The sequence below is a fragment of the Candidatus Acidulodesulfobacterium sp. H_13 genome (assembly GCF_048541835.1).
Lineage (GTDB): Bacteria > SZUA-79 > SZUA-79 > Acidulodesulfobacterales > Acidulodesulfobacteraceae > QIJE01.
Genome location: NZ_JBLEOY010000002.1, coordinates 98468 through 115061, shown reverse-complemented (window position 1 = coordinate 115061; position 16594 = coordinate 98468). Strand labels below are relative to the sequence as shown.

Below are 16594 nucleotides of genomic sequence, written 5' to 3'. Positions count from 1 at the left end.
CCCGCATATTTAGCTTAACTTACGACCCTGTCCCTTCCCATGTTCTTTGCCTTATACAAATTTTCATCGGTAATCTTTAGGAGGCGATTCAAGATATCTTCGGCATCGTCGTTGTTCCTTATAATCTTTTTATCCGAAAGATATTCTATACCGGAAATACCTATGGACACGGTAATACTTAAATTGATATCATTTCCTAATGAATACACCTTCTTTTTAATGAAAATTCTCAATTTTTCCATTAATTTAATCGTATTCAGTTTATCCGTATCCGGTAAAATCATAAAAAACTCGTCTCCGCCGTATCTTGTAACTATATCTTGATTTCTCATTACAACGTTCTTTAAATCCGTTACAAATTCCTTTAATACGGCATCGCCGGCTTGATGACCGTAATTGTCGTTTATATCTTTAAAATTATCGATATCCAACATAGCCGTAGAGAGATGCGTCGAATTCCTATATGCCCTTATAATCTCCCTTTTGGCAAACTCGTATATATACCTCCTATTGTAAATTCCGGTTAGCGCATCCGTAACCGCCATTTCTTTATTCGCTTCAATTAATATAAGCTTTGCCAAAACAGGCGACGTTATATTTATCATCTCCTTTATCAATGATGTTATTTCTTTAGCGAAAAAGTCCTTATTCGCCGAATCCACGGAAACCATTCCCGTTTTTTCTTCCCCTATCTTTAAAGAAAAACATTTATAGCTGCCTTCAGTATTATGAAATTCACAGTCGTCAAGCGTATCACATTTTTTTTCGCCGTTTCTTAAGAGTTCACAGTTTGATATATAATCCTCATAATTAATATTATTCGTGGTTATGATAACTTCTCCGGGCGATTTGCTTCCGCTAATACCGTTGGTTTTGTCCCTATTTTTTATATAAATCAAAGATGTTACGGTTTTTTTACTTACAGTATCGAATATATTTATATGCAGGAAATTTACTTCCCCGCCTTTTTCGTTCTTTATTGAGTATAATCCCTGCGAGAATGTTTTTAGTGCATACTCAAGCGTAAATACCGTTGATAATTTATGCGACAGTTCGTTTATTATATTAAGTCTCTTATTTAAATTTTCTATGTTTTTCGTATAATTCTTAGAATCGGTAATATTTACAAATACGAGAAGCCTTATTACGTCGTTATTCTTGGTTAAAAACAGGTTCGACTTTATGATTAACACAATGCCGCTTTTAAGGTCTATTTCCACGCCTTTTATTTTAGTTACGTATTTGTTTTTTATGTATGTTTCAAAGATGTTGTGAACGGAATTTTCGTCTTTAAAGGCCGGTTTTATACTTTCATAAAAATCGTCTAAATTTACGGGATTTAAAAATTTGTTTATGTTAAAAATCTCTGCAAAATAATCGTTATAAAGGTTTACGGAGTTATCGGTCAAATTTATGGAAACGACCCCGAACTCAACCATCTTATTTATTAAATCTTCTCTATTTTCCAATAATCCCAAAGATAGATCCAATTTTTCAAAAAGTAGATTAATTTCAAAGTATGTAGCGAAAAGATTTATGCCATCCCTGAAAAACTCTAAATCCTCGTCGTAAAAAGTGGCTTTTCTTTTTATTACACCGGTTACCGCCAAATATCTTCTATTCTCAGTACCTTTGAATGCATAAACAATTATATTTTGTACGCCTATATGTTTAAAAAACCCCGTTGTAAATTCATCTTCCTGATAATTACCGGTGTATAACCTGTTTTTCATTATTCTTTCCTGGATAAATGGGGTCGGGGTAGGCGCGGTACTACTCTTGCCTAAATTATAATCCCACCCCTTCGAAAACATGCCGTCGACGATTTCATTCTTAATCTCGTCGTAAACTATAAACTCCGTAAAATCGGTTTGCAGATTATCTTCTAAATTATTTAAGAATTCTTGATTGTCAGGCTTAATCCGGCTATCTCCGTGCCTTGCCGATATTGAAAATAATATCTGATCGGCCATTTCCGATAAAATTAACGACCTTTTAAGATTTTTCAAATAGATTATCAAATACGAAACATAATTAGTCAAATTAAAAATCGCTACGGCTTTAATAACGTCGAAAGCGTCTTTTTTACCCGAATATATCTCAAGCAAGCCTGCGACCGAGCTGCCTGCCGAACCATGCAAGATTAGCGGAAATACTCCGACCGATAAAAATCCATGTTCTAAAAGCCTGCCCTTGTATAGAGGGATCGTCTCGTCATTTTCTATATCATTTATTACCACGTAATTTTTAGATGTTATTGCCCTTGCCGCTAAATTCTGCGAATATTTTGAGCCGTCATATTTAAGGATAAGATTTTTCGTATAATTTAAATCGTTATTATAAACAGCGGTTATTTTGACCTCTCTATTGCCTTCGTCTAAAACGCCGTACCATGCATAGTCATAGCCCATCTTCTCTACGATTAAATTTATAAGCTTAGAGATTATCGAATTTAAATCATCCTGTCCCGAAATGATTTTGGAAAAATAGTTTATACCGGATACGATAAGACTATTTTCTTCCTGCTTTTCTATTATCGCATCATTTAGAGCAGTAATAACCTTTGCAAGCCCGTAATATTCAATTTCTCTGTTTTTATATTTATCGACTAATCTCAACTTTTGCGGATTATTAGGGTCTATTCTTTCTATACTGCTTAAAAGATCGTAAAAGGGTGACACAAATTTTTTATTTGCCCATATAAAAATCAGAATAATAAAAAAAGCTAAGCCGAGAAAAAAAAGCGCCGGGATATAATAAATTTTCTTAAGATACTGAAACCATCTATCCCTTTCTATGCCGCAGCCTAAAATCCCTATTATCTTGCCGTTATAGTTTCTTATAGGTTTATTGTATATATAAAAGGATATGCCCTTCACGATTAGAGATGTATAAATACTTTTACCGTTTTTCAAAACCAAAAGCTGTTTTTCCGTGGCGCTTTGACCTAAACCTATATACTTATTATTTCTCACAACCGAAATTGCCGACCTCTTTGTCCCGTAATAAACCCCCAAATTCGCCGTCATATGATTTTTCAAGCGTATAGCCCTTAGATAATCGCTCGTTATATGCTTGTTTAAGATGATTATAAACCCTGTTTTATTATGCAAAAACCGGTAAATTACCCTGAGTTCAATAAGTTTATGTGACTTATTCCTTCCGAAACCGGTAAATATGTGCTTATTCTTTGCCGAAATAATTCCCAATAATTTACTATAATCGCTTAATATTTTCCCTCTGTCATGTTTATAATTAAACTTTTCAACATAATCAGGTATGCCGTTCCTTAACCTTATCAATATCACGCTCGATATTTTTTCCGTCCCTGTAAACGAATATAAACTGTGAAGGTTGCGGGGGGCTCGCGGATAAAATATCTTTCGTATAAAATCGCTTTTAAAGTCGTGCATAGCGATATCGTTCGCCATTTTAAGCATATATTCCCTATCGCTGATAAACTCCATCCTCTCCGTCATCAACTGCGATTTTAGCCGTTCCCTCAAATATTTGCCGTTATAAAATGTAAGATTAAGGACGACTAAGAAGACACCTATTGAAATAATGATAAGGCTCGACGCGATAAAAATGAAAAATACCTTAAATTTTATGGAGTTCGTGTTTATTCTCATTTTTAACATATTTTGTTTTTTTGCGCCCCCTCCCCCGTTAAAACAATATAATACACTAATAATAATATATAACTTACGTATTATATCTTAATTCTTTAACTTTTTCTTAAATTGTATTTTATTTTTTATTCATGTAAAATTATATTATCAGGCATATGCCTTTTGTAAAAAAGAAGTAAAAAATACACCGAATAATTTGAATTTTAATAAAAATTGTTTTATACTGATAAAGTATGTTAACCTATTAAATATACGGAGGTTTCAAAATGTTATCAAGGAACGGAAAATCATTTAGAGAAGAGAGATCCGAATTTAGACACAAGATCGTCGACGCCATATACGACAGAATTCCGGCAGATATGGTAAAACATTTAGGCAATGCCAACAAAGAGCTGATTTTTGCAATAGAAGGAGTCTTTAACGACCTTGTTAAAAGAATTGACGACAGAATTACAAAAACAGAGGAGCGCCATTCAATAATAGATAGAGGAGAAAACCCCGACAACGACGACAATGAAGAGGGGAAAGAAAAGGACTAATCAAAAAGCAAAACGCTCTTAATTTAAGGTAGATAAAACCTTAAAGATAAAAGCGTTTTAGCCTGCAAACAGCCTAAAAGTTACGATTCATATTTATTTGCTTTTTTCCTTTGCTTTACTTTTAGACGTTGATTTTTTTGAAGAACAAGCCATCTTTAATCACCTCCTCTGACCTCTTAAGAATTAAACGGGCAGATTATAGAAATGTCTTTAATTATTAAAAGTATACCATATATTAAAATAAAAAAATTACGTCTAATATTTTAAACTTCCGTTATCATAGGAAAAATAAAGGGGTGTCTGTCTATGGTTTTGTTCAGATATTTCTTTAAAGCCCTTCTGACGTCTTCTTTGACTTTAATCCAATCCACGCTATCGTATTTTTGATTTTCCTCTATCACGTGTACAACCAATTTATGAAGCGTTTCATTCAGCTCTTTAAAGTAATCCTCAAAAACAAATCCCTTAGAAACTATTTCCGGTCCGGAGATTATGCTTGATGTTTTAGCATCTACTACAAGCAAAACTATAATCATTCCATTTTCCGAAAGATGTGCCCTTTCTTTTAACGTGTGAGTGCCGACATCGCCTATGCCCTTACCGTCGACAAAAATCCTGCCGGTATAAATATGCTCGCTCGCATGACACCCCTCGTCATCGGTAAATATAAGACCGTTGCCGTTTTCTAAGATAAAAATATTGCTCGGCGGGATGCCGGAACTTATCGCAAGCTTTTTATGCTGATATAAATGCTTCAACTCTCCATGAACCGGAATAAAATATTTCGGTTTGACGATATTCATCATGAGCTTGAGCTCTTCCTTGCCCGCATGACCGGAAACATGAATTTCCGATATATTTTCGTAATAAACCTCCGCCCCTCTTCTATAGAGATTATTGATAATTTTTGATATGGCTTTTTCATTTCCAGGGATAAATTTTGACGATAAAAGAACAAGATCATCGGGCTTAATTTTTATATATTTGTGGTCGCCGACGGATATCCTCGAAAGGGCGGACATTGCCTCGCCCTGAGTTCCGGTCGTAAGTACCAAAAGCTCCTCCGGCTTATAGTAATCGATCGTCTCTTCGTCTATTAAAACGTCCTCGGGGATATTCAAATAGCCCAGTTTTCTTGCAACCTTGGTATAAGTGATAAGGCTTCTTCCGCTAAATATGACCTTCTTTTTAAATTCTACGGCAAGGGAAAGAAGTTCGGAAATTCTATGAATGTTTGATGCGAAAAGGGCTACGATAATTCTTCCGCTATGGTCGCCAAAAATACTCCTGAATGTTTTTTTTATATCATTTTCCGACATCGTAAACCCCTCTTTTTCGATATTGGTCGAATCGGAAAACAACGCCAGAACGCCTTCGTCTCCATAATGGGCAATTCTGTTAATATCGGTTACGGAGTTTTTATCTAAAGTCTGATCCAATTTAAAATCGCCGGTATGTATTATAGTTCCTACGGGGGTCTTTATCGCAAGGCTCGCCCCGTCGATTATTGAGTGGGCTACCCTGATAAACTCAATTTCAAAATCTCCCAGAGTAATCGTATTTCCTACTTTAACGGTAAAAAGCGATACCTTAAAAGGTAAATCGTGTTCCTTTAGTTTTTCTTTCAATATACCGAGAGTAAAAGGAGTTCCGAATATCGGAAGATTAAGCTCCCTTAACACGTAAGGTATGGCACCGATGTGGTCCTCATGTCCATGCGTTAAAACAATTCCTCTAATTTTTTCTTTTTTTTCTGGGTCGTATAAATATCTTATATCCGGAATAACCATATCTATCCCCAGCATATAGTCTTCGGGAAACATGATCCCGGAATCTATTATTATAATATCTTTTTCGGTCTCATAAACCATCATGTTGAGTCCGATTTCTCCTAAACCGCCTAGCGGTATCACTTTTAACCCTTTCATATATAGATTTAGAACCTGAGTCTCCTCCTTTAAAATTATATCTTTCTTAAACGATTTTATTGTTAAATTACCGTAATTTGACTAACAAATACACGGTCTTATTAAAAACCGTTTAATTATACCATAATTTGATAATTTTTTTAGAATATATTCGTGATTTATATTGCAAAATTATGATTTTAATGCATCTTCTATTTTCTTCTCGATATTTAGGATAAAATCTCCGGCAGGGTTTATCTCTTTATCGTCCGGTATGCTTATTTGATTTAATATCGTAAGCCTTACGGGATTTTTCGGATAAATCATAACAGACCCCTTTTTCAAGATATTATATGTCCCGCTTATCGCAACCGGAAGTATATTATCGCTGTTTGCTGCCATTTTGTTAAGCCCACCCCTTTTAAAACTTGCAAGTTTTCCGTCGGCCGAACGAGTACCCTCCGGGAATATTAAAATAGACCGACATTTATCGGTTTCTAACATTGATTTTGCATTTCTAACGGTTTTAATGGCATTTTTAAGATTTTTTCTATCTATTGGAATATAACCGAGCCTTTTCATGCTCCAGCCCAAAAACGGAATTTTGAAAAGAGACGCTTTCGCGATAAATTTAAAATTTAAATTTACATAGGCAAGCAAAACGAATATATCAAAATAACTTTGATGATTGGAGATAATAAGATAAGATTTAGAAGGATCTAAATTCTCTATACCGTCAACCGAAACCTTAATGCCTAAGAGTTTTATTATTGTCTTTCCCCACAACCTTGCAACCTTTTGAGTATTTCCATCGTTGCCAAAAAATGAGATGAAGATTGCGGCGACGCCGAAAAGGATTACGCAAACTGCAATTATAGCCCAAGACTTAAGGCTGACGACTATATTCCCAATCTCTTTTATAAACTCGCCCATTATATAATTAAGCGGGCAATGCAAGATTTTTAAGAGTCATTTTTTTAAACACATCTTTACTATCCAATAAAAATTACCCCGCCTGTCTTGCTTTATACTATACCTTATTTCACTCATTTTTAAAAACAAAATCTTTTCTACATAAAACCCTTCCCGACTTTTAAGGGTTTTATGTGTAGGATAAATCTTTTAAAAGAAGGCCTCTTTGATCTTGACGGCAACTAATTGTCCGCTCACATTCCTGACGGCGGCGATAAGCACGGTTTCACCCTTGACGAAAGACGAACAGGGGACGGTTTGCATACTCATCATGCTTCTAGCGGACATAGGCGACGCAGGTGCCTTGCATGCGGTTGAAGCCGTGATAATACAAGTTGCGCCATGATATAAGGTTATGGACGAACCGCTTATTTTTGTAATGGTACCGGCATAAAAATGCATCCCGGGTGTAGACCTGGGCTTAACCAACGGCGGACCGCCGGCTGCGAAAACAACGGAAGAAACGCCGAGTATCATAAGTACTATAACAAGTAATCTTATAGGAAATATTTTTCTTATCGATATCATTTTAATTTTTCCTCATTAATTATAAATTTGCTGTATTTCAAATCAATATTTATGGCAATTGAAACCAGGAAGTATGTATTAATTTAGACGGCATCGACGGTATATTTTGAGTCAAAACCACTCCGCTCGATGTCGTTATCAAGATTTTTTTATGCGATATAACCGGGGTCGACGGTGCTCCGGAGCCTATAGTCAAAGACTGAACCGCTCCGCTGCTTGACGCCGCCGTATTTGAAATCGTAACCGTTCCGTTGCTTGACGTGGTAATCGTTCCACCACCGTTTAAATAATAAACCGCGTACAATTTTGCCGTTCCGGAGCCGCAGGCATTCACCGCCGCAGACGGTGTATAAGTTACAAAATATACTATAGTGTCATATACGAGGGGTGAACCCACTACCTTTTCGCCGGAACTTAATTTTATATACCAACCATTGCTTGCTGCGGTTCCGGTGCCGCTTGTACCGGTTTCATTAATTAAATCGGTTTCATTATAGGCACCTGCAGTAGCACATTCACCGATTCCTCGAGTCTTTGCCGTATTTAATCCTATTAATTCATTATCCCTCGTCGTGTTTACTTCCGTTAAGTTTTCTCTGTTACCCGTACCAAAATACAGCCATAAATTGCCGGCGGTATCATAAGAAATTGCCGGCGGAAAAAAAATATTTAACGGGGCACTCGCAGATGCATCCGAATCAAAAATCCTACACCCCGTCCAGTTAGATTTACTGCTATCGGCGGTATATGGCGCTTTTCCGTATGGTATATTAAACGCCCACATCTGACCCCCTAAATCTCCAACATAAAAGGCTTGAAGCCGAAAATTAGAGCTTAGAACAGGCGATACGGCAGACGGTATGGAATATTTCATATTAACGTTATTTAAACCGTCGAACTTCCACAACTTTTGCTTGTTAATATAAGCATTTCCGCTACTTACCGGGTTAGGTTCAACATATAACGAATAAACTGCCTGTCCCGCCGAGTTATTTGATGAATAACCTCCTCCCATAAAAGCGGTATAGGTCTTAACGAACTGCGGAGCAGCCTCAGGGCTCGGTGGAACAGGATTATTTCCGCATACGCCGGTTCCGCCCGTTACTTCAGTATAATTAGGGTTCGGAAGGCATATGTAAGTCATTAAGGGTTCCGACCATGTATTGCCCATTGGGTCGGTTGAGGCCGAAGCATCCGAAAAATCCCATAAAGGGTTGGGGTAACCGTTTGTTAACTTAGAGGGATCAGTCAGTCCCAAAGCATAATAAGCCTGCCCCCCGTTTCTTTCACCGTCGACCAATACCGTATGCCAGCTGCTTACAGGCGTACCGGTCGTCGTTATCGGATAGTCGGACGTATCCGTACCGTTAATCGTTCCGTTAAAAACATTGCCGAAGAACACGTCGCTTACATGCGGAGTCGAATCGACAAATTCAAAAATAGACGGTTCCGTGACCGATGTTTCATACCACTTAGTGATTTTGGGCAATGTTGAAGAGCCGTTTATATCTAAAAAATTAGGCGGGATATAACCGAAAAGCTCTGCTCCGGTTCCATCGGTATAAGAACTTGTACTACTATCCCACGTCCCCGCATCAAAACCGTGAAGCATTCCGTCGTTAGCTCCGACTACCAAAACCTGTTGCCTTGCAGCATACAGTTTTTTAAACGCCTGATACGACGTGCTTGGATATGGATACGGCGGCGGACCGACTAAGACGGGGTCGGAATGGAATATCGCTCCCAATTTCCAGTTATCCGTCGCACTGTCGGGATTTAAAACAAAATTTATAATATCATCAGTGCAGGCACTCTCTGAGGACGCGCCTGGACAAACAGATCTATAATTTGCGCTTGTCACTCCTAACAATGATTCTAGATTCGCCGTGTTGGACGTATTAAATTCGACGGCAGTATTTGAACCGGTAGTTGAATTAAGTTCAGATGTGATTATATACCTCGATGAGGCAGACTTCTTTTGAAGGGCACCGCCTGCGCCGTTGCCATCATCCCAGTACGAATCGCTCGTAATTATTTGACCGTCGGCGGCAACGGCAAGACCGTCGGGGCCTATTAACTGCCCCTGTGCATTTAATTTAAAGAGAAAAACATTGCCTTCTCCCCAAAGGGGCTGATTTAACGCCTTAAAATTTGAATAATAGACGTTGCCGTTTGAACCGTAAACCTGATGGACTACGAGTGAGGTAAAAGAAACCGACTGGGCTTCTATCTGATCAAATATCGTCGTTAATGAAATTAAGAGCTGTTTATAATTAAAAGTCAGATAAACGGTGCCTGAAACCGTTACGGTGCCTGAATTTCCACTTGTATTCAATGTTTTTAAGGAATTGGACAACAGGACTTCATCCGTATTTGAATAAATTCCCGTAACAACGGCGCAGTCGTTGCCATCCGCATAAATCCCGCTGTTATCGTTGGCGAACTCGCAGGAACTGCTTTCATCTCCATTATCGGAAACGGTATCGCCTACCAGAATACCGTTAGTCGTCGTAAATGCGGAAGAGGGCAGTATGAGCGTAGTGGACGAACTGCCTACAGTAGCGTTAAAACTAATGCCGTTGGGATTATTATTCGGGTCTATCCCTGCTCCGGCGTTTGCCATTTCCTGGATATAAGTCGGCCCGCTCAAACCTCCGCTGTATCCAAAACCAACTATGAAGGTCTCTATGGGATAAGTGGTATCAACGGTTGTGTATAAGTCATATAAGTCATAAAGTGCCTGTGGTGTCTTGCTTGGATTATAACCGTTAGCCTCGCCGTCGGTGATGATAATAGAAAAATTGCGCCTACATGAGGCAGCGTTATCCAATTTTAACGAATTCGTAAAATATTTGAACATATTTTCAACCATTGAATACATGGGCGTTTCGCCGCCGCCTTTTAATCCGGATACTGTTTTCCCTGCGGGATCAGTAAGACCGCCGTAATCGGGGGCATGCCATAAAACATAATTTATTGCGGGCCCGGCAATATTAGCAGGGTCGAAATAAGGGTCAGTCGAGTTGTTTGGATTAGAAGCAACCGTAAGAGACAGCGTTCCGTTTATAGTCAGGGGGACATACAGCGACCATGGAGAAATTTGCTTTGGATAATCTTTATCAACTATATAATCGGAATAATCATATGAAACAAAATACCCTAAAGACTTGTATAAAAAACTAGTTGCATTATTGTAGAAGTATGCATCTTGGTTAGCACTGCTGTTGCAGGCATAATTCTCACTATAAGCATAATGTGTAAACGGATAGTCGGCACTTGTATATGCACCGGTTTCATCAGGGATTCCCGTCCCGCCGTTTGTTCCGGGATAGTATAATGCGGAGGAAGGGTTTGTAAAACTCGGGTCGTTGCTGTATATACACTGATTTGTACTAGAATGACCACTTTTTGCCGACGGCACCTGGTCAAACGTCGCAAATGCATAGTTAAGATTAGAAAAAGACGGATCGGTTACTATTTTGGATATAGCCATCTTGGCATTATATATCTTAGAAAACACGCTGTTAGAACCCGGCGCCCAAGCTAAAGAACTGCTCCACGATTCAGGCTTGTCATAGCCGCTTACACTGGAATTATTGCTCCATGTAACCCCCTCATTCCACATCATTGAACCGGAGGTATCCAAAAATATTAATACATTGGGATTATTAAGGTTTGTAAGCAAAGATGTGTCCGATGCATAAGACTGCCCGACGAATAAATTAAAACCTAAAAATATTATAAAAATAACCGCAAGGATTATTATTTTAAAAAATCGTGATTGCCTTATTCTTTTATCGGATCCATCGTATTCGCCGATTTTAATAATTTTTCTGTTCATTCTCCCCTCCCATTTTCTAAGTCCTCGCAGGAACCCCCTTAGTAGCCCTCATTGACAGGTCCGTAACTAAACGTCATTCCGGTTCTAACCGTCTTCGAAGCACTCTGATTCTGCGCTATAGTGTCATTTTTTCCGCTATAAAAGTAATATGTTAAGCTATAACCGGGGAAACTCCCATAGGCTCCCTTGTACTCAAAGCCGAAATTCCCGCTATCCACCGTAAAACCGAGAATATTAGAAAACCCGGGATCTATATTTGCCTCAGTCAATTCAATATAGTTATCGCTTTGTTGAAGCGTACCGTTTACGGCAGGCGTATAATAATAGATATTCGCTACAGGCAATCCTATCCCTGCATTGGTTTGCCGATCGGTATTCAACTGAGACGAAACAATATTCATAGCCGAATTCGATATATTCAGTGTCTGCTCGGAAGACATATAATCTCCGGCGTTTATAATATCCGAGCCGGTTGATTGAATCGCAACGGCGGCCAATATGCCGAGTATTGCAATGACCAATAGCACTGTAACCAAAGCAATGCCCCTATTATTGTCTGAGATCGTTCTTGCTTGTTTCAATCCGCCTATTTTTATATATTTATTCATCATAATTACCTTCCGTAATAAACATTTCTCAGAAAGACGTTGGAATTAATGACCTTCATTACATTGTCTCCAACAACCTGTCCTGCGCCGCCCTTCGCGTTAACCCCGTTTGAATTAGGATTAAAGGGAACATGTACGCTGTAGGATGGTGAGTCGGATAATGCGACGCTAGACTCGCTCGTTATGGAAATATCGTATGCGTAGGATTGACCGTACTGATTTAGCTGGCCAGGTAGTGACGAAACCGTAAAGTTATTAACGTAGCCGCTAAGCATAACGGTAGTGTTTGCAACACAAGTAGGGATCGTAGGAGAGATAACAATAGGGTTAACCTTACATCTATACAAATTTCCCGGAACATTATATGGAGAATTAAAATCATACTTGGTATTGCCCCAATAAAACAATATCTGATCTATAAAGGACACGTTACCACCGCCGATACTTTTAGGCGGAATGGGATTGCCCGGGCATATGCCCCTCTTGCTCGGGCTCACCTGTATCTTATCCGAATTTTTTTGAACCGATGTTATGCAAAAAATTATAGGCGCTGCTGGTAACGGATTATTGCCGAGCGGAACAGGATTTTTAACATCTAACATCTGGCCTACATGAAAACTGTTTGCATTACAAGCGCCGCTTAAACTAAATTCTGCCGATGCTGAGCTTGCATTAGTGCCAAGTACAGGAGTCAATGTGCATGGATTAGAATTGTCAACTAAGGTGTCATAAGTTACCATAACCTCATATGGATTGGACGGGTACGACGCTTTCACTACCTGCACGGCGGGGACAGACCCCGCTTGGATGAAATATCCCTGCCCATAATCGAACCCCGCCATCCTTAATGAGTACCTGACTGAACTGAAGGCTACATTAAGCCTTTGCTGCTCTGTTGAAACAGACCTGTTAAACCGTATCATTCCGGATTGCGTAAGCAAAATAAAACCTGCCGCCGCGACGACTATCACAGAAATAGACAGGGCTATAATGAGTTCTACTGCCGTGAACCCTTCTGTCTTGAAAATTAACGACCTTCTTGCCGCACAGTGCTTTTTATATATCTGTTTCATTTTACAATATCCGTATAAATTACTATGAAATTATATCGTTCATCACTATGACATGCCGGTTCGTATCTCGCCAGCTAACCTCAACCCGAGCGTTAATAACGGTTGTCGAAGAAGTAGAATTAAGATTATTTGCAAAATTTATTGTGACGGTGTAGGGAAGTGTTATACCTAAGCCGGCAGGCGCAGGGGAATCCGGCGCCTGCCCTCCCACCGCTAAAGCCGGATTAATACAAGACGTCACGCTATTTCTGTTATCAGGATTAGAAACCGTAGGCCCTACAATATAGCTGTACGTCCACGGGCTTATCTGCGGAAAATATTTTTGTACTCCGGTTATCCCGAGACAGTTAATCTGGCTGACCTCCGCCTGCGCGATCATTGTTGCCGTGTTAATCTTGCCTGCCGAGACATTATTATTTGTGAGCGCAACCGCTAGCGCTATTACACCCAAAAAACCCACGGTAAGGATGATCATGGCAATCATGACCTCTAACAGCGATGCACCGTTATCGTTATTTTTAAAACCGATCTTACTCATAGTTAATCACATTAATGGCTCACTTTTTGTCAATACAATACTAACACACTGAATTGTATCATAATATATAAAAAAGTAAAGCATTACTAAATATGCAAATAGTTGATTAATATGAATGAGATGACGATACTTTCCCGTAATAAAAATTTAATAATACTGCAATATAATTATCATAAAAACTTAAAGTAATTTTAACTTGCCAAATGGATTGGCTTAACTTATCATATACCTTACAAGCGAGTTATCCATTCGCACTATTAAACAAAAAATCATAAATTTGGAGGCATTATGGGCAGTCTGAATAGGGCATTATTAATAGGAAATCTTGGTAAGGACCCGGAGCTTCGTTACACGCCGGACGGGCTGGCAATCCTAAAATTTTCCATAGCGACGACGGAATATTTTAACGATAAATCGGGTTCCAAAAATGAACGAACGACATGGCACAATATCGTTGTATTCGGCAAGCTGGGACAGAGCATCGCTAATTATTTAAGTAAAGGTAAGCAGGTCTTCGTCGAGGGAAGAATTAACAACCGTTCGTATGATGATAAGGACGGCGTCAAAAAGTATATCACAGAGATAGTTGCAACTAATATCGTAATGCTTGGCGCCAGAGGCGCCTCAAGCGGTGGTGCGGATGCTTCCGAATATAGCAACAATAGCGCTGAAGGCAGTAACTATGATGCTAATAAGGGGGGTAATGCCGACACAGGGCATCAAGAAGAGGACGACGTTCCGTTCTAGTATTCACTGATTTAATAATGTAAACACTTAACATGGAAAATTTTATCTTAGACTCTTATAGTCAGGATATCACAGCCTATTTACATTTTACATTATAATATGCAACAAAATAAATGGAAACAAGTATAACTATATATAACATTCAAACCGTTTTACATTCAACAGGAGAAAGACTCCATATAATGAAGAGGTTAATCTTGATAAACGTTTAGAAGAAGGAATGCTCTTAGAATTGCATGAGATTGAAAGTCTCTGTGATACTTGTGAGTTACCATTTAAGGATTTAACACAAGAATGCTCTTTGAGATCTTTAGAAGCACAAATCCTTTCAAATACAACGGCTCATAGAATTAGAGCTATAAAATATTATTTAGTATGGCTTTCAAGAACATTTTTATCTCAAACACCTAACTTCGGCTTAAAAACACTCACTCTTAATAACCCTATAAAGTTAGTTGAATCCGGCTTAACAGCTGGAATACCAAAGCATAGTACTACTTCTCCAATAAATGCAAAAAGAGGTTTAGCTATAGATTTGCCGGATTGAAAATAAGGACAGCCCATCTTGTATAATTTGGTGTATGTATTCACGATTATACAATGACGCCATGTCAACTTCATAGAGATTGCATAAACTGTACTGAACAAGTATGTATGAAAGGTGATACAGAAAGGACTAATATAATCACCTGTAATAGTCAAATTTAGAACTTGGCTAATGAATAATGCCGCTTAATGTAAATATAAATATCGTGAATAATTAATTTATATTAAGAATGCAGCAACCTTGTCAAAACTGAGTTAAAATTGACCTAATTTATAAATATACAATTTACTAACTAATGGGGATGAATGAAAAATGATTTTAAAACAAGCAAGGAGCAAGAGAAGGAAGGCTATTCTATTCCTGCTCAAGTTGAGTATCTAAAAGATTATGTGTATAAGGATAATCTTGAAATTATAGAAGAGTCCACAGACTCTGAAACGGCAAAGCAATTAGGTAGAACAATTTTTAACGAAATGCTTGATTACCTAAAATAAAAATGTCAAAGCATTTTTGTTGTAAAATAATTGTAATAAGGATTTATTAAGGGGTTTGAAATTGATTAAATCGTTTAAATGCAAAGAGACAGACAAAATATACAATGGCTTGTTTTCAAAGAAAATACCATACGAAATTCAGCGTAGAGCATTGATCAAACTGCGTAGTCTTGATATTGCCGAAGAGCTATTTGATTTGACAACACCGCCAGCAAACTTTTTAGAACAATTACAAGGTGATAGAAAAGGTCAACACTCAATAAGAATAAATCAGCAATACAGAATTTGTTTTGAGTGGAAAGAAAATGAAGCCTATAATGTTGAAATATAAGATTTTATTTTTTATCTTATTATTTCTTCATATAATCAACCCTTTAGGGTTGATTATATGTTGTACGTAGTGTATATTATAAATACAACTTATAATTAAGGAGAAATCATTATGAATGAAAAATATATATCGGTGCCTCATATCGGAGAAGTTCTGTTTGAAGAATTTTTAGAGCCATTAAAGCTATCACAAAACGCTCTTGCGGTTGCAATTGGAGTACCTTCAAATAGAATTAATGCGATTGTCAGAGGACAAAGAAACATAACAGCGGATACAGATTTAAGACTAACAAAGTATTTTGGATTAACAAAAGGGTATTTTTTAAGATTGCAATGTAGTCTTGAAATACTGGAACAAAGCAGAAAAATAGAAGGTGAATTAGCAAAGATTATCCCTTTTAAAGCCAAGAGCAAAAGAGGCGAAAATGAAGAATTAAAGCAGGGATAATATGAATAAAGCTGTTTTATACGCAAGGATTTCATCTTTACCGTTTTCGGTTTGGAAAATGACAAAATTTGAAAATTCTTGCAGTTCAGTATTTTTTATCTCTTCACTCATATCAATCTCTTTTTTCCTGTTAATACTTCCTGCATCATGCCTGTTTTTAACATTTTGTATTTGACTAATGCTTTCCCTTTTAGAATATCATTCATCACAATAGTGATATCGCCTTTTTTTCAATGGGAAAATATTTTTGTTCGAGTATTTCATAGTTCTGTCTTCCATAGAAATAAATTTTGATTTATGAATTTTTCTTTTCATTCATAATTTATTAAGAATATCATTGGCATTTATATCAAGTTTAGAGAAGGCAAACCATTTTTTACCGGCATCTTT

General features: G+C 37.7%; 15 protein-coding genes. 6 read left to right on the top strand and 9 right to left on the bottom strand.

Going from position 1 to position 16594, the window contains the following annotated elements:
* Positions 1-14: 14 nt before the first annotated feature.
* Complete coding sequence (locus ACMCNP_RS05040; protein WP_419314680.1) at positions 15-3641, bottom strand: diguanylate cyclase; 3627 nt, start codon at positions 3639-3641, stop codon at positions 15-17.
* Positions 3642-3898: 257 nt separating this feature from the next.
* On the opposite strand from ACMCNP_RS05040, the gene ACMCNP_RS05035 reads away from it, so the two are divergent.
* Positions 3899-4171: a hypothetical protein gene (locus ACMCNP_RS05035; protein WP_419314677.1), complete on the top strand. Its 273-nt coding sequence runs from the start codon at positions 3899-3901 to the stop codon at positions 4169-4171.
* A gap of 263 nt (positions 4172-4434) precedes the next feature.
* On the opposite strand, the gene ACMCNP_RS05030 is transcribed toward ACMCNP_RS05035, so the two are convergent.
* The 7 genes from ACMCNP_RS05030 to ACMCNP_RS05000 all read right to left on the bottom strand — a co-directional run bounded on the left by ACMCNP_RS05030 (position 4435) and on the right by ACMCNP_RS05000 (position 13638).
* On the bottom strand, positions 4435-6099 hold the full coding sequence (locus ACMCNP_RS05030; RefSeq protein WP_419314674.1) for a ribonuclease J: 1665 nt from the start codon (positions 6097-6099) through the stop codon (positions 4435-4437).
* A 171-nt stretch (positions 6100-6270) separates the two neighbouring features.
* Positions 6271-7011: a lysophospholipid acyltransferase family protein gene (locus ACMCNP_RS05025; protein WP_419314672.1), complete on the bottom strand. Its 741-nt coding sequence runs from the start codon at positions 7009-7011 to the stop codon at positions 6271-6273.
* 189 nt (positions 7012-7200) lie between these two features.
* Positions 7201-7578, bottom strand: coding sequence for a hypothetical protein (locus tag ACMCNP_RS05020; RefSeq protein WP_419314669.1), 378 nt, complete (start codon positions 7576-7578; stop codon positions 7201-7203).
* 49 nt (positions 7579-7627) lie between these two features.
* Positions 7628-11419, bottom strand: a complete 3792-nt coding sequence (locus tag ACMCNP_RS05015; RefSeq protein WP_419314666.1) for a pilus assembly protein — start codon at positions 11417-11419, stop codon at positions 7628-7630.
* Positions 11420-11457: 38 nt separating this feature from the next.
* Complete coding sequence (locus ACMCNP_RS05010) at positions 11458-12030, bottom strand: hypothetical protein (protein WP_419314663.1); 573 nt, start codon at positions 12028-12030, stop codon at positions 11458-11460.
* 2 nt (positions 12031-12032) lie between these two features.
* Entirely contained in the window at positions 12033-13100 is a 1068-nt protein-coding gene (locus tag ACMCNP_RS05005) for a PilW family protein (protein WP_419314660.1), read from the bottom strand.
* A gap of 22 nt (positions 13101-13122) precedes the next feature.
* The gene (locus tag ACMCNP_RS05000) at positions 13123-13638 is read right to left on the bottom strand and encodes a type IV pilus modification PilV family protein (protein WP_419314656.1); all 516 of its coding nucleotides are present in this window, start codon (positions 13636-13638) and stop codon (positions 13123-13125) included.
* 288 nt (positions 13639-13926) lie between these two features.
* Between ACMCNP_RS05000 and ACMCNP_RS04995 the strand changes: the two genes are divergently transcribed.
* The 5 genes from ACMCNP_RS04995 to ACMCNP_RS04975 all read left to right on the top strand — a co-directional run bounded on the left by ACMCNP_RS04995 (position 13927) and on the right by ACMCNP_RS04975 (position 16204).
* Positions 13927-14385 carry a single-stranded DNA-binding protein gene (locus ACMCNP_RS04995; RefSeq protein ID WP_419314653.1) on the top strand — a complete coding sequence of 153 codons (459 nt, stop codon included), beginning with the start codon at positions 13927-13929 and terminating at the stop codon, positions 14383-14385.
* A 220-nt stretch (positions 14386-14605) separates the two neighbouring features.
* Complete coding sequence (locus tag ACMCNP_RS04990) at positions 14606-14932, top strand: hypothetical protein (RefSeq protein ID WP_419314650.1); 327 nt, start codon at positions 14606-14608, stop codon at positions 14930-14932.
* 305 nt (positions 14933-15237) lie between these two features.
* Positions 15238-15426: a hypothetical protein gene (locus ACMCNP_RS04985; protein WP_419314647.1), complete on the top strand. Its 189-nt coding sequence runs from the start codon at positions 15238-15240 to the stop codon at positions 15424-15426.
* Between the two features lie 61 nt (positions 15427-15487).
* Entirely contained in the window at positions 15488-15757 is a 270-nt protein-coding gene (locus tag ACMCNP_RS04980; protein ID WP_419315896.1) for a type II toxin-antitoxin system RelE/ParE family toxin, read from the top strand.
* 111 nt (positions 15758-15868) lie between these two features.
* Positions 15869-16204, top strand: coding sequence for a HigA family addiction module antitoxin (locus ACMCNP_RS04975; protein ID WP_419314645.1), 336 nt, complete (start codon positions 15869-15871; stop codon positions 16202-16204).
* Here ACMCNP_RS04975 and ACMCNP_RS04970 read toward each other — a convergent pair.
* On the bottom strand, positions 16190-16315 hold the full coding sequence (locus ACMCNP_RS04970; protein WP_419314642.1) for a hypothetical protein: 126 nt from the start codon (positions 16313-16315) through the stop codon (positions 16190-16192). The genes ACMCNP_RS04975 and ACMCNP_RS04970 overlap by 15 nt on opposite strands.
* Between the last annotated feature and the right edge of the window lie 279 nt (positions 16316-16594).